The 20,814-nt window shown below is 68.2% G+C and carries 19 protein-coding genes; 8 read left to right on the forward strand and 11 right to left on the reverse strand.

Features of this window, described 5'->3' with window-relative positions:
* Positions 1-151: 151 nt before the first annotated feature.
* From ACYVGY_RS06985 to ACYVGY_RS07005, 5 genes are read left to right on the forward strand one after another with little or no spacing between them, the layout of a single operon-like run.
* Positions 152-775 carry an OmpW/AlkL family protein gene (locus ACYVGY_RS06985; RefSeq protein ID WP_460456747.1) on the forward strand — a complete coding sequence of 208 codons (624 nt, stop codon included), beginning with the start codon at positions 152-154 and terminating at the stop codon, positions 773-775.
* A 49-nt stretch (positions 776-824) separates the two neighbouring features.
* Positions 825-1,658, forward strand: a complete 834-nt coding sequence (locus tag ACYVGY_RS06990) for a S1/P1 nuclease (protein WP_460456748.1) — start codon at positions 825-827, stop codon at positions 1,656-1,658.
* A 19-nt stretch (positions 1,659-1,677) separates the two neighbouring features.
* A complete protein-coding gene (locus tag ACYVGY_RS06995) occupies positions 1,678-2,418 on the forward strand; it encodes a sulfite exporter TauE/SafE family protein (RefSeq protein ID WP_460456749.1) in 741 nt (246 codons plus the stop codon).
* Between the two features lie 49 nt (positions 2,419-2,467).
* The gene (locus ACYVGY_RS07000) at positions 2,468-4,402 is read left to right on the forward strand and encodes an acetyl-CoA hydrolase/transferase C-terminal domain-containing protein (RefSeq protein WP_460456750.1); all 1,935 of its coding nucleotides are present in this window, start codon (positions 2,468-2,470) and stop codon (positions 4,400-4,402) included.
* 48 nt (positions 4,403-4,450) lie between these two features.
* The gene (locus tag ACYVGY_RS07005; RefSeq protein ID WP_460456751.1) at positions 4,451-5,317 is read left to right on the forward strand and encodes an MBL fold metallo-hydrolase; all 867 of its coding nucleotides are present in this window, start codon (positions 4,451-4,453) and stop codon (positions 5,315-5,317) included.
* On the opposite strand, the gene ACYVGY_RS07010 is transcribed toward ACYVGY_RS07005, so the two are convergent.
* Both ACYVGY_RS07010 and ACYVGY_RS07015 read right to left on the reverse strand, forming a co-directional pair.
* Positions 5,318-5,878, reverse strand: coding sequence for a response regulator transcription factor (locus ACYVGY_RS07010; RefSeq protein ID WP_460456752.1), 561 nt, complete (start codon positions 5,876-5,878; stop codon positions 5,318-5,320). It abuts the gene before it with no gap.
* On the reverse strand, positions 5,875-7,086 hold the full coding sequence (locus ACYVGY_RS07015) for an ATP-binding protein (RefSeq protein WP_460456753.1): 1,212 nt from the start codon (positions 7,084-7,086) through the stop codon (positions 5,875-5,877). The genes ACYVGY_RS07010 and ACYVGY_RS07015 overlap by 4 nt, the downstream gene beginning before the upstream one ends.
* Before the next feature lie 140 nt (positions 7,087-7,226).
* On the opposite strand from ACYVGY_RS07015, the gene ACYVGY_RS07020 reads away from it, so the two are divergent.
* The gene (locus ACYVGY_RS07020) at positions 7,227-9,269 is read left to right on the forward strand and encodes a TonB-dependent receptor domain-containing protein (protein ID WP_460456754.1); all 2,043 of its coding nucleotides are present in this window, start codon (positions 7,227-7,229) and stop codon (positions 9,267-9,269) included.
* On the opposite strand, the gene ACYVGY_RS07025 is transcribed toward ACYVGY_RS07020, so the two are convergent.
* From ACYVGY_RS07025 to ACYVGY_RS07055, 7 genes are read right to left on the reverse strand one after another with little or no spacing between them, the layout of a single operon-like run.
* A complete protein-coding gene (locus tag ACYVGY_RS07025) occupies positions 9,266-9,622 on the reverse strand; it encodes a carboxymuconolactone decarboxylase family protein (RefSeq protein ID WP_460456755.1) in 357 nt (118 codons plus the stop codon). The two genes, ACYVGY_RS07020 and ACYVGY_RS07025, sit on opposite strands and share 4 nt — an antisense overlap.
* A gap of 27 nt (positions 9,623-9,649) precedes the next feature.
* Positions 9,650-10,090 carry a thioredoxin TrxC gene (gene trxC, locus ACYVGY_RS07030; protein WP_460456756.1) on the reverse strand — a complete coding sequence of 147 codons (441 nt, stop codon included), beginning with the start codon at positions 10,088-10,090 and terminating at the stop codon, positions 9,650-9,652.
* The gene (locus ACYVGY_RS07035; protein WP_460456757.1) at positions 10,087-10,761 is read right to left on the reverse strand and encodes a Tll0287-like domain-containing protein; all 675 of its coding nucleotides are present in this window, start codon (positions 10,759-10,761) and stop codon (positions 10,087-10,089) included. Before ACYVGY_RS07035 ends, trxC begins: the two co-directional genes overlap by 4 nt.
* Complete coding sequence (locus ACYVGY_RS07040; protein ID WP_460456758.1) at positions 10,758-13,994, reverse strand: efflux RND transporter permease subunit; 3,237 nt, start codon at positions 13,992-13,994, stop codon at positions 10,758-10,760. Before ACYVGY_RS07040 ends, ACYVGY_RS07035 begins: the two co-directional genes overlap by 4 nt.
* On the reverse strand, positions 13,987-15,057 hold the full coding sequence (locus tag ACYVGY_RS07045) for an efflux RND transporter periplasmic adaptor subunit (RefSeq protein ID WP_460456759.1): 1,071 nt from the start codon (positions 15,055-15,057) through the stop codon (positions 13,987-13,989). Before ACYVGY_RS07045 ends, ACYVGY_RS07040 begins: the two co-directional genes overlap by 8 nt.
* A gap of 9 nt (positions 15,058-15,066) precedes the next feature.
* Positions 15,067-15,270 (reverse strand): YgaP family membrane protein, encoded by a 204-nt coding sequence (locus ACYVGY_RS07050; RefSeq protein ID WP_460456760.1) that lies wholly within the window; start codon positions 15,268-15,270, stop codon positions 15,067-15,069.
* Between the two features lie 24 nt (positions 15,271-15,294).
* Positions 15,295-16,563, reverse strand: coding sequence for an NAD(P)/FAD-dependent oxidoreductase (locus ACYVGY_RS07055; protein WP_460456761.1), 1,269 nt, complete (start codon positions 16,561-16,563; stop codon positions 15,295-15,297).
* Between the two features lie 104 nt (positions 16,564-16,667).
* On the opposite strand from ACYVGY_RS07055, the gene ACYVGY_RS07060 reads away from it, so the two are divergent.
* On the forward strand, positions 16,668-17,057 hold the full coding sequence (locus tag ACYVGY_RS07060; protein WP_460456762.1) for a rhodanese-like domain-containing protein: 390 nt from the start codon (positions 16,668-16,670) through the stop codon (positions 17,055-17,057).
* A gap of 41 nt (positions 17,058-17,098) precedes the next feature.
* Positions 17,099-17,392 (forward strand): ArsR/SmtB family transcription factor, encoded by a 294-nt coding sequence (locus tag ACYVGY_RS07065; protein ID WP_460456957.1) that lies wholly within the window; start codon positions 17,099-17,101, stop codon positions 17,390-17,392.
* Positions 17,393-17,417: 25 nt separating this feature from the next.
* Here ACYVGY_RS07065 and tkt read toward each other — a convergent pair whose 3' ends face one another.
* Together tkt and ACYVGY_RS07075 are read right to left on the reverse strand one after the other, a co-directional pair.
* Positions 17,418-19,418 (reverse strand): transketolase, encoded by a 2,001-nt coding sequence (tkt, locus tag ACYVGY_RS07070; protein WP_460456763.1) that lies wholly within the window; start codon positions 19,416-19,418, stop codon positions 17,418-17,420.
* A 97-nt stretch (positions 19,419-19,515) separates the two neighbouring features.
* The gene (locus ACYVGY_RS07075) at positions 19,516-20,811 is read right to left on the reverse strand and encodes a dicarboxylate/amino acid:cation symporter (RefSeq protein WP_460456764.1); all 1,296 of its coding nucleotides are present in this window, start codon (positions 20,809-20,811) and stop codon (positions 19,516-19,518) included.
* Between the last annotated feature and the right edge of the window lie 3 nt (positions 20,812-20,814).

The raw sequence follows: 20,814 nt of genomic DNA on the forward strand, positions 1-20,814 counted from the left end.
CTGAAGCCGGCGTTGCGCCGGGGGTGGGGTAAGCCCCGCATTTTAGCAACCCGGCGGCCCGGACACGACCCGGCTGGCGATTTGATCCGCCTCAAAGGGCCGGACGCGTCCCGGGAGGACACTAGGCGCAGTCCCCCACTGGAGTGTTCCCATGCGTCTTTCCACCCGTTTTGCCCCGCTGGCCGCCCTGGCCGCGCTGGCGCTGGCCCCCGCCGCCATGGCCCAGGAGGCCGGTGACTGGACCTTCTCGCTCGGCGCCCACGTGGTCGCCCCCAACTCGGACAACGGCCGCCTGGCCGCCGGCACCCTGGCCACCGACGTCGGCGATGACTGGCGCCCGACCATCACGGCCGAATACTTCTTCAGCCCGCGCCTTGGGCTCGAGATCCTCGCCTCGCTGCCTTTCGAGCACGATATCCGGCTCAACGGCGTCGCCGCCGGCTCCACCAAGCATCTGCCGCCGACCGTGACCCTGCAGTACCACTTCGTCGGCAGCGAGCGGGTCAAGCCGTTCATCGGCGCCGGCGTGAACTACACGATCTTCTTCGAGGAAGAGACCCGTGGCCCCTTGGCCGGCACCGAGCTCGAGCTCGACAACTCGCTGGGGTTGGCTGCCCATGCCGGCCTGGACTTCGTTGTCGGCGAAGGCAAGTGGCTGCGCCTGGACGCCCGCTGGATCGACATCGACACCGACGTGAAGGTCAACGGCGCCAGCGTCGGCACCGTCAATATTGACCCGATGGTCTACGGCGCCGCCTTCGTCTGGGCGTTCTGAGCCGAGCGCAGTAGCGATGTTCATGGCCGCTGGCGTAGAGTCGGCGGCCATGAAAAGAACCCTTTCCACCCTCTTCCTCCTCGCCCTCGCCGGCCAGGCCTTGGCCTGGAGCAAGCAGGGCCATCAACTGGTGGGTGAGCTGGCCGAACGTCAGCTCAGCCCCGCCGCCCTCGCCGAAACCCGTCGCCTGCTGGCGGACGAACCCGAGCCCACGCTGGCCGGGGTTTCAACCTGGGCCGACCAGATTCGTGCCGAAAGCCGCGGCGCGGGCAATCCCTTGGGCGAGCGGAGCAGCCGCTGGCACTACGTGAACTTCCCGAGCGAAGGCTGCGGCTATGTCGCCGCGCGCGACTGCCCCGACGGCAACTGCGTGATCGGCGCCATCAACGCCCAGGCCGCGATCCTGGCTGACCGCGGTCGCAGCGACGAAGATCGCCGCAACGCGCTCAAGTTCGTGGTTCACTTCGTCGGTGACGCGCACCAGCCCATGCATGCGGGTTTCGCCCACGACCGGGGCGGCAACAGCTTCCAGGTCAACTACCGCGGCAAGGGCGAACCCGACGGCCAGGGCACCAACCTGCACGGCGTCTGGGACTACTGGCTGCTGCGGAGCGCGAACCTGGACAATGCCGCCTACGTTGAGCAGCTGAGCCAGTCGCCGCTTTCAGCCGACCCCGCCGCGGCGGCGCTCAACCCCGCGCTGGAATGGACACTGGAGTCGTGCCGTCTTATCGCCAGCGAGCGGCTGTACCCGTCCTCGCGCAGCCGCAACGTCGGCGATGCCTACCTCGACAAGCACCGCCCCACCGCCGAGCACCGCGTCCGCCAAGCCGGCGATCGACTGGCCCGTCTGCTCAACGACGCCCTCGCGCCCACCCCCTGACATGCCGGTGATGGGCGAGGTGGAATGGATCCTGGCCGGCCTGTTCCTGGTCGTCGCCATCCTCTATTCCTCGGTAGGCCACGCAGGCGCCAGCGGCTATCTCGCGGCCATGGCCCTGCTGGGCTTCGCCCCAGAACAGATGCGCCCCACGGCGCTGGCGCTGAACCTGCTGGTGGGCGGCATCGGGCTGTACCGCTTCCATCGTGCCGGGCTGGTAAACCTGCGCAAGCTGCTGCCGTTCGTGCTCGCGTCGGCGCCGGCGGCCTTCCTGGCGGCGCGCTACCCGGTGCCGCGCGAAACCTACGCGCTCTTGCTTGGCGGCCTGCTGCTGTTCTCGGCGGTCGCGGTGTTTCGGAGCGCGCGCAGCTTGGGCAGCCGCGACGAGGATCTTCCGCTGCGTCCGCTGCGCTGGCCGCCCGCCCTGGCCGCCGGCGCCGCCATCGGCGTGATGTCGGGCCTGACCGGCACCGGCGGCGCCATTTTCCTGACGCCGCTGCTGTTGTTCACGCGCTGGGCGCATTCGCGCGAAGCCGGCGGGATTTCGGTGGCCTTCGTCTGGATCAACTCGGCGCTGGCCCTGGCCGGGCTCTGGCAGGCCACCGGCACCCTGCCGGCGGCGCTGCCGGTGTGGCTGGCGGTCGTGGCCGTCGGCGCCCTGGTCGGGACCCAGCTCGGGATTCATCGCCTGCCGCTCAAAGGCCTGCGCTACGCCCTGTCGCTGGTGTTGCTGATCGCGGCTGCAAAGCTGCTGCTGGGCTGAGTGCCGGCACGCGGTGCGATACTGCTGAGCAAGCACCGGGAAGGACGTGATGCACCGACCAATTGCAATGGATTCGCTCGAGGCCGCGGTGGATGCGCTGGTCGCGGCCACGGCCGGCTCCCTGGTGCTGGCGGCGCCGCTGGGCCTGGGAAAGCCGCATCGCTTGCTCAATGCGATCACGCGCCGGGTGACCGCCGAGCCCAGGTTGACGCTCCAGCTGCTCACCGCGCTATCGTTGACGCCGCCATCTGCGGGCCAGGGACTGCAGCGACGCTTCCTGGCGCCCTTTATCAGCCGCCAGTTCGGCGATGACTTCCCGACGCTCGACTACGCCCTTGCCATGCGCCGCGATGCGCTGGCGCCGAACGTGGTGGTCGAGGAGTTTTACATGCAGTCCGGCGCGCTGCTGGGCTCGCGCCAAGCCCAACGCCACTACAACAGCCTCAACTACACGCATGTGGCGCGCGCGGTTGCCGAGCGCGGCGCGAATGCGCTGGTGCAGAAGGTGGCGCGCGAACCCGGCGGCACCCGACTGAGCCTGAGCTGCAATCCCGACCTGAGCTTCGACCTGCTCGATGAAGTGGCTCGCCTTGGCAAGCCACGTCCGTTCCTGATCGCCGAGGTAGATCCGAATCTGCCCTGGCTCGACGGACCCTGCGCCGTGGACGCGGATTTCTTCGACGTCGTACTCGACCTGCCCGGCCCGACGCCCAAGCTGTTCGCCCTGCCGCGCGAGCCGGTCGGCGATGCCGACTATGCCATTGGCCTGTATGCCAGCACCCTCGTGCGCGACGGCGGCACGCTGCAGATCGGCATCGGCTCGCTGTCGGACGCGCTATGTCATGCGCTGGTGCTGCGCCATACCCGCAACGCCGACTACCTGGCCGCGCTGGAGGCACTATCGCCCGGCCTGGCTTCCTCCGACCTCGTGGTCGCGGCAGGTGGCACCGCGCCGTTCACGCTGGGCCTGTACGGCGCCAGCGAAATGGTGAACGACGGCTTCCGCCGCCTGGCCGAGGCCGGCGTGCTGTCGCGCAAGGTGCTCGACGACACCGCCGCCATGGCCCGCATCAACCGCGGCGAAGCCACCGCTGACGACGGCGCGCGACTCGAACGCGAGGGCCGCTACCTCGACGGCGCCTTCTACCTCGGCTCGCACGCACTCTACGACTGGCTGCGCGGGCTCAGCCCGGCGCAGGCGCGCGGCATCGGCATGACGCGGGTGTCGCACATCAACGAGCTGTACGGCAACAACGAAGCGCTGGAGCGCGAGCAGCGCCGCGATTCCCGCTTCTTCAACACCTGCATGATGATGACCGTACTCGGCGCGGCCGTGTCCGACGGACTGGACGATGGCCGCGTGGTCTCCGGCGTCGGCGGCCAGTACAACTTCGTCGCCATGGCGCATGCCCTGCACGATGCGCGCTCGGTGCTGATGCTGCGCGCCACGCGCGGCCAGTCCGGCAATGTGATCTGGAACTACGGGCACACGACGATCCCGCGCCATCTGCGCGACATCGCCATCACCGAATACGGCATCGCCGACCTGCGCGGACGCAACGACGAGGACTGCATCCGCGCCATGCTGGCGCTCACCGATGCGGCGCATCAACCCGCGCTGGCAGGCGCCGCGCTGGGCGCTGGAAAGCTGGGGGCGGGTCGTGCGCTGGTGTTCCCGGCCAACAACGCTTCCTCGCTGTCGCAGCGCCTGGGATCGCTGCGCCAAAGCGGCGTGTTGCCCGACTACCCGATGGGCAGCGACTTCACCGCCGTCGAAGAGCGGCTGGTACGTGCCCTGGCCTGGCTCAAACCACGCGCGGCAGGCCTGGCGAAGCTGGGATTGCTGGTACAGGCGCTGGCCAACGGGCACAGCGCCGACACCGAAGCGCTGGCGCGGATGGGGCTGGCCGCACCCCGCGGCGTCGCCGACCGGGTGGAGGCCCGGGTGCTGGCGCTGGCCCTGCGCCGCACCGCCGCGACCTGAAACCCCGGCAGTCGTAGACTGGGGGTCTATCCGCAGATGGAGGCCGCCATGTCCACGCCCCAGGTCATTCCCTTCTTCCACGACGACAGCAACACCTGGACCTATCTGGTCATCGACCCCGCGAGCCAGGAGGCCGCAGTGGTCGACCCGGTGCTCGACTTCGACCCCAAGGCCGGCCGCACGTCCACCGCTTCGGCCCAGGCGCTGCTGGCGGTCATCCGCGAGCGCGGCCTGATCGTGCGCTGGATCCTGGAAACCCACGCCCATGCCGACCATCTCAGCGCCGGCCACTGGCTGAAGGCGAAGCTTCCAGACGCGCGCCTGGGCATCGGCCAAGGTATCCGCACGGTGCAAAAGACGTTCCGGCCGATCTTCAACCTGGGCGAGCATTTCCCGGTCGACGGCTCCCAGTTCGACCACCTGTTCGCGGACGACGAGCGATTCGCCATCGGCGTGCTGGAAGCGCGCGTCATCCCGGTGCCGGGCCATACCAGCGACTCGGTCGCCTACCTGGTCGGCGATGCGCTGTTTACCGGTGACTCACTGTTCATGCCCGACGGCGGCACCGCCCGCTGCGACTTCCCGGGCGGGGATGCGGCCACGCTGTACCGGTCGATCCAGCGTCTGTTCGAACTGCCGGGCGACACCCGCGTATTCGTCTGCCACGACTACGGCCCGGGGGACCGCAAGGTGGCCTGCGAGACGACGATCGCCGAACAGCAGCGTTCCAATATCCATGTCCGCGAAGGCACCAGCGAGGCCCAGTACGTGAAGATGCGCACCGAGCGCGACGCCACCCTGGCCATGCCCACCCTGATCCTGCCGGCCGTACAGGTGAACATCCGCGCTGGCGCCCTGCCCGAGCCCGAGGCCAACGGCGTGCGCTACCTGAAGCTGCCGATTGATGCGCTGTAGCTAAAGCGGCGGCTCACCGCCCGCCGGCGACGGGCGCTTGAGCAGCTTGCGCTGCAGGGTGCGCCGATGCATGCCCAGCGCGCGCGCGGTGGCGGCGATATTGCCGCCGTGTTCGGCCAGCACGCGCTGCAGGTGTTCCCATTCAATGCGATTCCAGGGCGTCGGCCGCGGCGCGACGACGCTGGCCTCGGCGTCCGCCGCCAGCAGCCCCAAGGCGCGGAGCACCGCGGCGGCGTCGGCGGGCTTGGCCAGGTAGTCGTCCGCCCCCTGCTTGATTGCCTCCACGGCGGTGGCGATGCTGGCATAGCCGGTCAGCAGCAGCACGCGCAGCCCGGGCACCCGTTCGCGCAGCCGGCGCATCAGGCGCAGTCCGTCGTCGCCGCTGCCCAGCATCAGGTCGAGCACGGCGTGGGTCGGTGGCGCGACATCGCAGGCGGCCAAAGCCTCATCAACGCTCACCACCGCGCGCGCGGCAAAGCCGCGGCGCTGCAGCGAACGCGCCAGCACACGGCCGAAACTGGCGTCGTCATCCACCACCAGGATGTCGGGCGCCGCGTTCAATCCGTGCGCTCCAAACGATCGAACGCCAGCGTGGCGCGCACGCCGCCCGGCACCGGCGCCAATGAGCCGCCGAACTGTTCGCAAACCCGCGTCGCAAGCGCAAATCCCAGGCCCAGGCCACCGGGCTTGTCGGACTGGAACTGTGCCGGCGCCTGCGCCAGCCCCGGCCCTTGATCCAGGAAGTCCAGCGCAAGCGAATCACCTTCCCGACGCGCGCGGAGGTTGACGTGGTCGCTGCCCGCCGAGCGCGAAGCGTCGGCCGCATTGTCGAGCAGGTTGAGCACCAGATAGTCCAGGCGCCGATCGGCAGCCACCGGCTGCGCGGCCACGTCCGGCGCGATGTCGAACTTCGCATCGATACCGGGCCGCATCAGGCGCCAGCGCGTCAAAGACTCCTCCAGGCGGACATCCAGTCGCACGGTCGTTGCCGCGCCGTGCTCGGCCTGCGCATCGGAAACCAGCTGGTTGACGGCGGCGCGGCAAGCGTCCACCTGGGCCGACATCAATGCGAGGTCTTCCTGCAGCGCGCCGCGCTCGATGTCGGCGACGCCGTCGCGCAGATCGGCCAACACCACCGACAGCGTCGCCAGCGGCGTATTAAGCGTGTGTGCGGCACCGGCGGCGAGTGTCGCCACCGCCATAAGGCCTTCGTCGCGGGCGCCGCGCTCGCGTTCGGCGGCCAGCGCAGCCCGTTGCCGGGCCAGTTCGGTCGCCAGCCGCGTGCCGAAAAAGGCCAGGACCACCGCGGTCAGAAGGAAGTTCAGCCACATACCCAGCAGATGCAGGTCGAACTCGCCGTGCACGTGCGGCAACGGCTGGTGATCGAACCACAGCAGGCTATAGGCCAGCACCGCCAGTGCGGCCGTGGCCAGTACCGCACGCGCGGGCAGTAGCGCGGTGGCCAACGCAATCGGCACAACGAAAAGCGATACGAAGGGGTTGGCCGGACCACCACTCCAGTAGAGCTGCCAGGCCAGTACCGCGATATCGACCGCCAGATGGGCCAGCACCACGGTGGCCGACGCCGTGCCGCGAAGGCGACGCGCCCACAAATTGAAGAGCAGCAGCAGCACGACGCCGCCCGCCATAGGCAGCCAAGGCAGATGCAGCGGCAACAGCAAGGGCACGGCAGCGATTACCAGCGCCTGGCCGGTGATCGACAGCCAGCGCAGCCGTACCAAGGTCGCCATGGCGCCAGGGTGCGACATCTTGTCGCTCCCGGCGGGAGGCCCTTCTTCCCTAAGCTTTGCGCCCAACATCACGCCCGCGTTCTCCAAGCCTGCACTGGCGCCATTGTCACCCAGGTAGCGGCGTGCGCCATCCCTCGTTTCCCCTTTCGGAGTTGCCCATGCTTTCGTTCGCCATCGCCGCCGCCCTCGCTGCCCCAGGCGCGGACCTGCCGCCGGAACTGCCGCAGGTGGAAGTGATCGGCGAGCGTCGTCCGCTTCCCGGCCACGAAGCGGTCGCGGCAGATGGGCTGCGTGATCCGGCGGCGGGCGACCTGGCCGAACTGCTGCGCGACATCAACGGCGTATCGGCCGGGCGCATGGGCGGACATGGACTTGAGCCCGTGATTCGCGGCCAGTCCCAGGGCCAGCTCAATATCCGCAGCGACGGCGGCGTGGTGCTCGGTGCCTGCCCCAATCGCATGGACCCGCCGACGTCTTTCAGCGTGGCGTCGGCGGTGGACCGCGTGGTCGTGGTCAAGGGCGTGCAGAGCCTGGCCTACGGCAGCGGCGGCACCGGCGGCACGATCCTGATGGAACGTGAGCTGCCCTGGTCGGCGGAGGCCGGCACGTCCGGTCGGGCCGGCGCCGCCACCGGTGACAACGGACTGGAGTGGCGCGCGGATGGCCAACTGCTGTGGCGCGGCATACAGACCGCCCTGCGCATGGACGCCGGCGCAGCCGAATACAGCGACTACGTGGACGGCGACGGCGAGGCTGTGCGCAGTGGTTTCCGCCGCCGGTCCGTGAACGCAATGGCCGGGCGCGATTTTGGCGAGGCCGGCACCCTCGAACTGGGTATCGAACGCGCCGAAACCCTGGACGCCCGCTTTGCCGGCGCCGGCATGGACGCGCCATTGGATCGCATGACGGGCCTGCGTCTGGACTATCGTCGCGACCTCGCCGGCGGCGAACTGGCGCTGCGCGCCTGGCGCAATGAAGTGGACCACGTGATGGACAACTTCAGCCTGCGGCCGCAGGCGGCGATGGCCATGCGGGTGCCTGCCAGCTCGGACACCCAGGGAGGTGACCTCCGCCTCGCCAGGACGCTGGGCGCGTGGTCCATGGACCTTGGCCTGGACGTGGCCGCCAACCGCCGCCAGGCCACGCGCTGGGCCGGCCCCAATCCGGGCGCACTCAATCAGATCAACGCTTTCCTGTGGCCTGACGCGCGCCTGGACCAGGCCGGCGTGTTCGGTGAAGGGCGCCGCGCCTGGGGCAAAGGCGAGCTGACGCTTGGCCTGCGCGTGGACCGCTTCGACGCCGAAGCACGCCGCGCCAGCCAGCGCCCTTCGCCGATGGCGATGACGCCGGCCGGGTTCTACGCGATGTACTACGGCAGCACCGACACTAACTGGAGCGAAACCGGTGTTTCTGGCCTGCTCCGCCTCGAACAGCCGCTGACGACCGGCCTCACGGCCTTCGCCGGCCTCAGCCGCACGGTGCGCGCGGCCGACGCCACCGAACGCTACCTCGCCGCCACATCGGCGATGCCGGCGGGCCGCTGGATCGGAAACCCGAACCTGGCGCTGGAGAAGCATCATCAGCTCGATCTCGGCCTGGCCTGGTCCGGCAACAACATCACGGCCAGCGCAGCTGCCTTCGTTGATCGCGCCGAGGACTACATCCTGCGCGACCGCGCGCGCGGCCAGGACGGCGTGCGTGTCGCCGACGGCGCCACCGTTTATCGCAACGTGGACGCGCGCTTGCACGGCCTGGAGCTGGAGGCCCGCTGGCAGTGGACGGCGACGCTGTCGCTCGAGGCCGAAGCGGCCTGGGTCCGCGGCCAGAACCTTGACGACGATCGTCCGCTGGCGCAAATGCCGGCGACCAACGGCGCCGTCGCCCTGGTCTGGGACAGCGGCGCCAGCGCGTGGACCGCACGTCTGCGCGGCGCGGCGCGCCAGGATCGGGTGGACGACGACATCGCGACCGGCAGCGGTCTGGACGCGCGCCAGACACCGGGCTTCGGCGTGCTGGATCTCGGCTGGAGCCGCGCCTTCGGGGCGCATCGCCTGCGTCTGGACATGAAGAACGTATTCGACCGCCGCTACGCGGAACATCTCAACCGCGCCAATCTCGATCCCTTCAATCCGAATCCGGTGCAGGTGAACGAGCCCGGTCGCGGCCTGTTCCTGGCCTGGGAGTGGACCCCCGGCACCTAAGCCTGCGAAGGTGAAGGCGCCAACTCGTCGAACGCGCGCAGGGTCTCGGCGGCGTAGATCATCGACGGGCCGGCGCCCATGTAGATGGCCATCGAGACGGTTTCAAGCACCTCCTCGCGACTGGCGCCGGCGTGCATGGCGGCCTTGACGTGGAAACCGATGCAGCCGTCGCAGCGGGTGGCGATGGCGATGCCGATGGCCAGCAGTTCCTTGGTCTTGACGTCCAGCGCGCCGGGCGCCAACGCCTCGCGGGCGAGGCTGCCGAACGCCTTCATCGTGCCGGGAGCACCGGTGCGCAAGGTCGCGATGGCGGCGTTGAGGTCATGGATCAGATCGGGATAAGACTGGCTCACGAAAACTCCTTGGGTCGAGAAGAACGACTACGCGCCCAGCTGTTGCTGGGTCCAGCGCACGATGTTGTTGGCGTCCATGGCGCCGGACTGGCGCGCGATTTCGCGGCCCTGCCGGAACAGCACCAGGCTGGGGATACTGCGGATGTTGTAGCGCTGGCCCAGCGTCGGTTCGGCCTGGGTATCAACCTTGGCCAGCCGCACCTGCGGCTCAAGCATCGCCGCGGCGCGCTCGAAGTGCGGCGCCATCATCTGGCATGGGCCGCACCAGGGCGCCCAGAAATCGACCAGCAGCGGCAGCGCACTGCGATCGGCATGGGCGGCGAAGTGGTCCACGCCCAACACCAGCGGCGCGCCATTGAACAGGGCGCGGTGGCAGTGCCCGCAGTTGGGCGCGGCCGCCAGACGGTCGCCCGGCACGCGGTTCATGCCGTGGCAGTGCGGACAAGCCAGTACCAGCGGCTCGGTCACGGCGCAGCCGCCGCGGCGACCGGCACTTCTACCCAAACCAGACCCCGCAGGTCACCCTCGCGGAAGCCGGTGGCGTGGTCGCCGGGGTAGTTTTGTTCGATACGCGCTGCGATCTCCGGCGCGATGCTGGCGCCGTGGCACATCAGGCAGCCCGCTTCGACCCGGATACCGCGCGCCATGCGCAGCGCGACGCCTGCCGGCAATGCGTCCTGCATCACGGCCACCTGCGCCTCGGGTGCCGCGCCGCGATCGACGGCCGACTGGAACGAGGCCAGCGCCTCCGCCTGCCAGCCGTCGGCCGCATGGTCGGGATTTCGGTGGCGGCCTGGCACCGCGATGCGCCCCAGGCGCAGGCCGTGCTCAGCCATGACCTGGTCGGCGATCAGCGGCGCCTGGTCGTGGCAGAAATCCACCGCGGCAGGCGCGCCATCGCGGGTCATGGATTCGCGCAGCTGGCCGCGCAGACGCTCACTGAAATCTTTCATGGCCAACCGCGCCCGGTCCTGCGCCGCCTCGGCCTGCCGCTGCTCGACCGGCGCCGGGTCGACGACGACCGGCGCGGCCGGCGCCTGGATTGCAGCCTCAGGAACTGGCGTCGGAGGAGATTCACTGCCGCACCCGACCAGCAGGCCCAGCGTCAGCAGCGGAACGAAGCGGAAGGTCAGGTTCATGCGGTGGCTCCCTGTTTGCGCGCGCGAGCGCTGAGCAAGACAAAGTACAGCAGCGGAATTACGACCAAGGTCAGCAGGGTCGACACCAGGATGCCGAAGATCAGCGCAATCGCCAGGCCGTTGAAGATCGGGTCATCGAGGATGAAGAATGCACCCGCCATGGCCGCCAGACCCGTCAGCGCGATCGGTTGCGCGCGGACCGCACAGGCTTCGATCACGGCATCTGCCACCGGCAGCCCTTCGGCGATCGACTGGTTGATGAAGTCCACCAGCAGGATCGAGTTGCGCACGATGATGCCGGCCAGCGCGATCATGCCGATCATGCTGGTGGCGGTGAACTGGGCGCCCAGCAGCGCATGGCCCGGCATCACGCCGATCACGGTGAGTGGGATCGGCGCCATGATCACCAGCGGCACCAGATAGTCGCGGAACTGCGCCACGACCAGCAAATAGATCAGCAACAGGCCGACCGAATAGGCCAGGCCCATGTCGCGGAAGGTTTCATAGGTGATCTGCCATTCGCCGTCCCACTTGATGGCGAAGCCCAGGCCCGAGTCCGGCGCCGAAAGGAAGCGCTGCTCCACCGGCGTACCGGCCAGCGGCGTATCGCTCACCTGACCAACCAGGTCAAACATGCCGTACAGCGGGCTGTCGAGATCACCCGCTTCGTCACCGGTTACATAAACGACCGGCAGCAGGTCCTTGTGATGGATCATGGTTTCCCAAGGCTGGCGCACGACCTTCACCAGCTCCGACAGCGGCACCAGCCGGCCATCGCCCGCGCGCACGCGAACCGTGAGCAGCTGCTCAAGGCTGGCCTGGTCGCCGGCCGGCAAACGCAGGCGCACCGGTACCGCGTACTTGGACGCCCCGTCGCGCAGGTAGGTGGCGTCGAGGCCCGACACGCCCAGCTGAAGCGCCTGCGCGATGGCGGCCTGGCTCACGCCCAGGCGCGCGGCCAGGCCGCGATCGATGATCGCCAGCTCGCGCGGCGCTTCGGCTTCCAGCGAGCTGTCGACATCAACGATGCCTTCGGTTGCCATGAAACGCGCCTGCAGGTCCTTGGCGATGGCGCGGGCGCGGGTCGCATCCGGACCGTAGACTTCGGCCACCAGTGGCGACATCACGGGCGGGCCCGGCGGCACTTCCACCACTTTCACCGAAGCGCCGTAGAGCACGCCGATGGCAGCCAGCGCCGGACGCACCGCACGCGCGATCTCGTGGCTTTGGCGATCCCGGTCGTGCTTGTCCACCAGGTTCACCTGCAGGTCGCCGACATGGGCGCCGGCGCGCAGGTAGTACTGGCGCACCAAACCGTTGAAATTCACCGGGCCGGAGGTGCCGGCGTAGCCCTGCACGTCAAGCACTTCAGGGACGGTGGACAGCTCCTGCGCCAGCTCCAGCAGCAGCGCATTGGTGCGCTCCAGCGGCGTTCCCTCGGGCAGGTCCACCACCACCTGGAACTCGGACTTGTTGTCGAAAGGCAGCATCTTGAGCACCACCAGTTGCACCACGGCCAGGCCGGCTGCGGCAACCACGGCCGCACCGATGCCCAGGAACAGCAGCTTCCGGCGCCGGGCGCCCTGCTCCACGTGCAGGAAAGGCCGCAGCACGCGCTCGAACAGACGACGCAGGCGCACCGAAAGGCCTTCCTGCTTCTTGTCGTCGGCTTCCGCATGGCCGCCGGTGTGGCGGGCAAGCAGCTTCAGCGACAGCCACGGCGTCACCGTCAGCGCGATCGCCAAGGACAGCAGCATGCCGACCGAGGCATTGATCGGGATCGGCCGCATGTACGGACCCATCAGGCCCGATACGAAGGCCATCGGCAGCAGCGCTGCAATCACGGTGAAGGTGGCCAGGATGGTCGGGCTACCGACTTCGTCCACTGCCGGCGGAATCGCCTCGCGCAGCGATTTTCCGCCCAGGCGCATGTGCCGGTGGATGTTCTCGACGATCACGATGGCGTCGTCCACCAGGATGCCAATGGAGAAGATCAGCGCGAACAGCGAGACGCGGTTGATGGTGAAGCCCATCGCCCAGGATGCGAACAAGGTCAGCGCCAGGGTCAGCACGACCGCGCTACCGACCACGATGGCCTCGCGCCAGCCCAGCGCGAACAGCACCAGCAACACCACCGAAAGGGTCGCGAAGAAGAGCTTCTGGATCAGCTTCATCGCCTTGTCATTGGCGGTGTAGCCGTAATCCCGGGTCAGGCTGACGTTCACGCCTTCTGGAATATGCGTGGTCTTGAGGCCTTCGAGCCGCTCACTGATGGCGCGGGTGATGTCCACCGCGTTCGCGCCCGGCTTCTTGGCCACGGCGATGGTAACGGCGGGCGCGACACCGCCGTCCGGCCGGGCCTTGCCGATCGGCGCGGTGTACCAGGCGTACTGGGTCGGCAGGTCGGCGCCGCGCCGGATATCGGCGACATCGGCGAGATACAGCGGGCGGCCACCGGCAAGGCCGATCACAAGCTCAGACACCTCCTGCGCATCCGCCAGGTACTGGCCAGCCGTCAGGGGCAGCACCTGGCCGGCGACCACGCGGTCGCCGGCCTGGGTGACGGTGTTGGCGGCGGCGAGTGCACCGGCGAGGTCGTCCACGGTCATGCCGTGCGAGGCCAATCGCGTGGCATCAAGCTCGACCACCACCGCGCGCTCCGGCGCGCCAATCGTGTAGACGTCGCGAGTGCCGGGCACGCGCTTGATCTCGGCCTCCAGCGAATGCGCGACTTCGGCCAGTTCCGTCGCGCCACGCGCGGGATCGTCGGTCCACAGCGTCAGCGCCATCACCGGCACGTCGTCAATGCCCATCGGTCGCACCAGAGGCTGGCCGATGCCGAGCCCCGGTGGCGCCCAGTCAGCGTTGGAGTACACCTGGTTGTACAGACGCACCAGCGCGTCCTGGCGCGGCACGCCCACCGAGAATTCAACCGTGACCAGCGACGAGCCGGCGCGGCTGATGGAATAGACGTGCTTGACGCCCTCGATCTCGGACAGGGCCTGCTCGAGCGGATAGCTGACCAGGTTCTCCACGTCCTCGGCCGGCGCGCCCGGGAAGGGCACGATCACGTTGGCCATGGTCACGTCGATCTGCGGCTCCTCCTCGCGCGGCGTGATCATCGTGGCGAACAGGCCCAGCAGCAGGCCTGCAATCGCCAGCACCGGCGTCAGAGGATTGGCCTGGAAGGCGCGGGCGAGCCGGCCCGACAGTCCGAAACGTGGCTCAGCCATCGTCACGCACTCCGGCCTGGGCAAGGTGGGCGAGCGCCGCCACCGGATCAGCGGCGATGCGATCGCCGTCGGACAAGCCGGCCAGCACTTCCACCGCATCGCCTTCGCGATGGCCCAGGCGCACCTGACGAAGCACGACGCGGTTTCGGGCATCCACCACGTAGACCGCAGTGACCTCGCTACGCGTCACCAGTGCGGAACGAGGCACCCAAAGGTGGCGGGCCTCGCCTGTCTTGAACGCGGTCTTGATGGTCATGCCCGGCTGCAGGCCGGTGTCTGCCTCGGGCAGTTCCACGCGCACCTTGAAGCTGTGCGTGGCCGGGTCCGCATACGGGAAGATGATGACGCGCTCGGCTTCGATGCGCCGGCCGTCGTCCAACAGCACCGCCGCCGCACCGTGTTCACGGATGGCGGCGATGTCGCTTTGCGGCACTTCGACATTGATCCGCAGACGATCCAGCGACAACCCGGACACCAGCGGCTGGCCCGGCTGCACGGCCTCCCCCACTTCGACGTGGCGCTCGGTAAGTATCCCGGAGTACGGTGCGCGAATGACGGTGTAGTCAACCTGCTCGCCCGCCTCGCTGACACCGGCGCGCGCTGCATCCAGCGTCGCGCGGGCCGCGTCACGCCGTGCCCGGGCCTGGTCGAGCGAGGCCCGTGCCAGCAGCTGGCGGGACACCAATTCCTCGGTGCGCTTGAATGCCAGCTCCGCCTCGGCCGCTGCCGCCTGCGCCGAGCTCACCGCCGCTGATGCGCGGCGCTTTGCCGACACTTGCTCGACATCGGTGAAGCGAACCACCACCTGCCCGGCCTCGACGTAGTCGTTCACGTCAAACGGCAGTTCCAGAACCCGGCCGGCGGTCTGTGCCGACAGGGTGGCCTGGTTCACGGCCTCGACCACGCCGTCCCAGCGCCGCTCGCGCGCACTGTCGCGCGCTTCGACCACCAGGGTTTCGAAGGCCACCGGTGACGCGTCAGCGGGCGCCACGGGATCCTCGCCGCAACCCGACAGGGCGGCGGCGGCGAGCAGGGCGAAGGGCAGCAGGCGCAGGCGCGTCATCGGCACAGCTCAGTTAAAGGCGCAGCCGGACTTGAAGCCCAGCTTTGCGAACAGCATGGCCGCCGGACAGAAGCCGGTGAAGGACGCCTGCAGCAGGTTCAGGCCGACGAAGCCCGTCAGCAGAAGCCATAGCGGGCTGAAGAAATAAGCCAGGGTGACGCTGGCGAGGATCATCACGCCGGCAAAGGCCATCACGGCACGGTCAACGTTCATGGAATTCTCCTTGGAAAGTGGGGTTTACTTGAGGCGCTCGATGCCGAGCAGCTTGAGGATGTATTTCTCGTAGATCGGCTCGGTATTGCCCGAACGCATCTTGGCCAGGAAGTACTTCTCGTAGGCAACCTTGGCCAGATGCACCCACTTGCCGACCTTGGCCCAGGTGACATTGCGCGGCGGGATCTGCGGCAGCGCCACGAAAGCAGCGCCGGTGTCGCCCATGTCGGCCAGGCAAACCGCATTCCAGGTCGCGATGGCGTCAGCCGGCTTGCCGGCCAGTTCCGCCGCGATGTTGTGGGCGATCGCCGTGATCATCGACTCGATCATGAAGCCGGTCTTGGGCGCGCCGGTAGGGACCGGGGTGACTTCCACGGGTGGAATAGCGACACAGACGCCGGCCGAGAACACGTTGGCGTAGGTCGGGTTGCGCTGGTGCGCGTCTATCTGCACGAAGCCGCGCGGGTTGCACATCTTTTCTGCGGCGCGCACCGCGTCCACGCCAGCGAAGGCCGGCAGAACCATGGCGTATGAGAACGGAAGCTCGTGCGTCGCCAGCGACGCTCCGCGCGCGTCCACCTCATCAACCTGCATCTTGCCGGCTTCGACCGAGGTGATGCGTGCATTGGTGATCCACTTGATGTGGCGTTGGCGGAACTCCGCCTCCAGCAGTCCCTTGGAGTCACCGACACCGCCCAGGCCCATGTGGCCCACGTAGGGCTCGCTGCTGACATAGGTCATCGGCACGCGATCGCGGAGCTTGCGCTTGCGCAGGTCGGCGTCGAGGATCATTGCGAACTCATAGGCGGGCCCGAAACAGCTCGCGCCGGGAGCGGCGCCGACCACGACCGGGCCGGGGTTGGCCAGAAATGCCTCGTAGGCCTGCCACGCCGCCTGGGCATGGGCCGTGGTGCAGACCGAATGAGTGTGACCCTCGGGCCCGAGTCCAGGCACGTCCTCGAAGGCGAGGCGCGGGCCGGTGGTGATGACCAGGTAGTCGTAGTCAAGCCGGCTGCCATCGCGCAGCAACAGGTGGTTCTCCTCGGGTACCACGCGCTCAGCGCCGACGCCATTGAAGGCGATGTCGTGCTTTGCGAGATGCGGTTCCACCCCGATCTGTATGTCGGCGGGTTTGCGCCACCCCACCGCCACCCAGGGATTGGACGGCGTGAAAGAAAACATCGGGCTCTCACCAACCACGGTGATGGCGTGGTCTTTGCCCACCGCCGCCCGCAATTCGTAGGCCGCACTCATGCCGCCTATACCTGCACCCAGGATCACGATATTCGCCACGGGAACCTCCTGCTGGCCGGAAGATGAACCGGCCTCTATATATTAGCGACATCTTAATTAGTTTTCAAGCATAATACGGCCCTTCTCCCTTGAGGTGTCCTGACATGCGTCAAACCATCCAACAGCTGCTCGCCGAGGCGAAGTCCCGAATCACTGAGATTGACGCCGCGGAACTGGGCGCGCTTCAGGCGCGCGGCGTGCCGGTGGTGGACGTACGCGAGCCGGGTGAATTCGCCGCCGGCCATATCCCCGGCGCCAGCAGCATCCCGCGCGGCGTGCTTGAGTTCGAGGTGGACGGTCATCCGGCCGTCAACTGTGAGCGCGACCCGGCCCTGGCGCATCGCGACCAGCCGATCGTGCTGTATTGCCGCAGCGGCGGCCGTTCGGCCCTCGCGGCCGAGGCTCTGCTGCGCCTGGGTTTCTCCCAACCGATGTCGCTGGCCGGCGGCTACCTGGCCTGGACTGAGGCGGGTGGCGAGGTGGCCGGCGCGTGACTCCGTCACCCGTCCCGTTGGCCGTCAGCCCGGGCCAGCAGATGCAGGCCCAGGCCGAAGCGGCGGCCGACCTGCTCAAGGCAATGGCAAACCCGCAGCGGCTGCGGGTCCTGTGTCTGCTGATAGAACGCGAGATGTCGGTGGGCGAGATCAACGCGCTGGTGGATCTGAGCCAGTCGGCCCTGTCGCAGCACCTGGCGGTGCTGCGGGAGAAGAGCCTGGTCAGCACCCGGCGCGAAGCCCAGGCGGTGTATTACTCGGTCTCGGATGGCCTGGTGCACGACATCATAGAAACCCTGCACACGGCATTCTGCTCACCGGGCCGCGCCGCCTAGGACGCCGCCCGGCCGCCCGCAGAGGTCAGAGCGCCTTTGCGGCCGCGACCACCGCTTCAACCGTAATGCCGAAGTGCGCATAGAGCTGGTCGGCCGGGGCAGAGGCACCGAAGCTGTCGATGCCGACCACTGCGCCGTCCAGGCCCACGTACTTGCCCCAGAAGCCGGTAACGCCGGCCTCGACCGCGACCCGCTTGCGACACCACGACGGCAGCACGGCCTCGCGCCACTCGAGCGGCTGGCGCTCGAACACTTCGGCGCTGGGCATGGAAACCACACGCGCCTTGAGTCCGTCGGCCGCGAGCCGGCGCATCGCTTCCATCGCCAGCTCGACCTCTGAACCGGTGGCAATGAGCACGACGTCGAAGCGCGCTTCGCCGGGATCCGACAGCACGTAGCCACCGCGGCCGATGTCGGCCACCTGCTGCGCGGTGCGCGGCTGGTGGACCAGGTTCTGGCGGCTGAAGATCAGGCAGCTGGGGCCTTCGGTGCGTGCGATGGCGGCGTGCCAGCACACCGCCGACTCGACCGCGTCGCACGGCCGCCAGACGTCGTTGTTGGGGATGTAGCGCAGCGCCGCCAAGTGCTCGACCGGCTGGTGGGTCGGGCCGTCTTCGCCCAGCCCGATGGAGTCGTGGGTGAATACATGGATTGCCCGCGTCGGGATCAGCGCCGACATGCGCAGGGCGTTGCGCGAGTAATCCGAGAACACCAGGAAGGTGGCGTCGTAGGGAATAAATCCCCCATGCAGGGCCAGGCCATTGCTGATCGCGCTCATGCCGAACTCGCGCACGCCGTAGTGGACGTAGTTCGCGTTCGCATCGTCGGTGGTGACGGACTTGCTGCCTTTCCACAGCGTCAGGTTGGAATGGGCCAGGTCGGCGGAGCCGCCGATCAACTCCGGCAGCATCGGCGCGAAAGCCTCAATGGCCATCTGCGAGGCCTTGCGCGAGGCCACCACCGGCCCCTCAAGCTGCATCCGCTGGATGTAGGCCTCGGCGGCGGCTTCAAAGCCCTCGGGCAGCTCACCGTGCGAACGCCGCACCAGTTCGGCAGCCTGCTCCGGATAGGCCTTGGCGTAGGCGTCGAACAGCCGGTTCCACTGCTCTTCGCGGACCAGGCCGGTATTGGCGGCGCGCCAACCGTCGGAAATCGCCTGCGGGATTTCGAAAGGCGCGTGCGGCCAGTCCAAGGCGGCGCGGGTCGCGGCCACTTCGTCCTTGCCCAACGGTGCACCGTGGCTGGATTCCTTGCCCGCCTTGGCCGGCGAGCCGAAGCCAATGGTGGTGCGGCAGCAGATCAGCGTCGGCTTCTGGGTCTCGGCCTGGGCGGTCTTGATGGCCTGGGTGATTTCAACCGGATCGTGCCCGTCCACCTTGCGGATCACCTGCCAGCCGTAGGCCTCGAAGCGCGCCGCGGTGTCGTCGGTGAACCAGCCCGAGGTGTCGCCGTCAATCGAGATGCGGTTGTCGTCCCAGAACGCGATCAGCTTGCCCAGGCCCCAGGTGCCCGCCAGCGAAGCGACCTCGTGGGAGATGCCCTCCATCAGGCAGCCGTCGCCCAGGAAGACCCAGGTGTGGTGATCAACGATGTCGAACTCGGGGCGGTTGTAGCGCTGGGCCAGCAGCTTTTCCGCCAGCGCCATGCCCACCGCATTCGCCAGCCCCTGGCCCAGCGGGCCCGTGGTGGTCTCGACGCCCGGGGTGTGGCCGAATTCCGGATGGCCGGCGGTCTTGCTGTGCAGCTGGCGGAAACGCTTGAGCTGCTCGATCGGCAGGTCATAGCCGCTCAGGTGCAGCAGCGCGTAGATCAGCATCGAGCCGTGGCCGTTGGACAGCACGAAACGGTCGCGGTTGAACCACTTCGGGTTCTCGGGACTGTGGCTCAGGAAGTCGTTCCAGAGCACCTCGGCGATGTCGGCCATGCCCATCGGCATGCCGGGATGACCGGACTTGGCGGCCTCCACGGCATCAATGGCGAGGAAGCGGATGGCGTTGGCGAGTTCGCGACGGGAGGGCGTGGTCATGGGGGCGTCCAGATCGGGGCCCGGGGCCGGGCCGACGGGGCGCTATTGTCTCCGACCCGGCGGCCGCTGTCGCGGTTGCACGCTGCCTGCGCGAGTGCTACGCGGGCAGGTCCTCGTCCACCATCTGTAGCGGTGCCTTGCCGACTTCGCTACGGCCGATGACCACCGAGCCCACCATGTCACCGCCGACGTTGACCACCGTCCGGCACATGTCCAGCAGGCGATCGACGCCAAGGATCAGGCCAATTCCCTCGGGCGGAATCCCGAACATCGCCAGGATCATCGCGATAACCGGCAGCGAGCCACCGGGTACACCCGCGGCACCAATGGAGCCGAGCATGCACAGCATCAGGATCATGGCCTGCTGCAGAAGGCTGAGTTCGACCCCGAAGAACTGCGCCAGGAACAGCACGGTGACGCCCTCGAACAGGGCCGTGCCGTTCATGTTGGCGGTCGCACCCAGGGTGCATACGAAGCGCGCCACGCGACGCGGCACGCCCAGGACCTCCTCCGTCACCTTCAGCGTAGTCGGCAGGGTGGCGCTGGACGAAGAGGTGGAAAAAGCCGTCAACAGGGCCGGCTGCGCACCGCGGAAGAAGACCAGCGGCGACATGCCGCCAAAGACCCGCAGCAAGATCGGGAAGACCACGAAGAAATGCACCGCGAGTGCCGCCAGCACCGTGGCGACGAAGCGAGCGAGCTGGATAAGCACGTCGATGCCGAGCTTCGCGGTGATCGAGAACAGCAGCGCCGCCACCGCGTAAGGTGCCAGCTGGATGACCCAGTCGATCAGCTTGAGGCAGATATCGTAGACGCCCTGCACCGTGGCCACGAAGGCGCGGGTACCGTCGCTGCGAATCACGGTGGCCGCGATACCGAACATCAGCGCGAAGAACATGACCGAGATCAGGTCGCCGTTGGCGGCGGCCTGCACGGGATTGCGCGGGACGATGTTGAGCAGGATATCGATGCCCGACACGGCCTCGCGGCCGGCGGCGATCTGGGCGGCGCGTTCGCCGGTCTGGGCCATGATTTCCCGACCCAGTTCGGGCGGAATGCCCCGTCCCGGTTCGATCAGGTTGACCATCACCAGGCCGATACTCACCGCAAGCGTCGTCACGACCAGGATCCAGACCAGGGTCTTGCCGCCGATACGGCCGAGCGAGCGCGGATCGCCGATCTCCACCACGCCCAGTACCAGGGCCGAGAACACCAGCGGGATCACCAGCATGAACAGCAGCCGCAGGAACACCTGGCCAACGGGGTCGGCGACGTACTTCACCAAGGCCGCGAGCCAGGTCGCGTCGGCGAACATGAGGTTGGCAACGAGTCCCAGGCAAACGCCCACGACGAAACCAATGAGCATGCGGGTGTGCAGCGACAGCGACGGCATCGG

This window comes from Arenimonas alkanexedens (assembly GCF_054781355.1).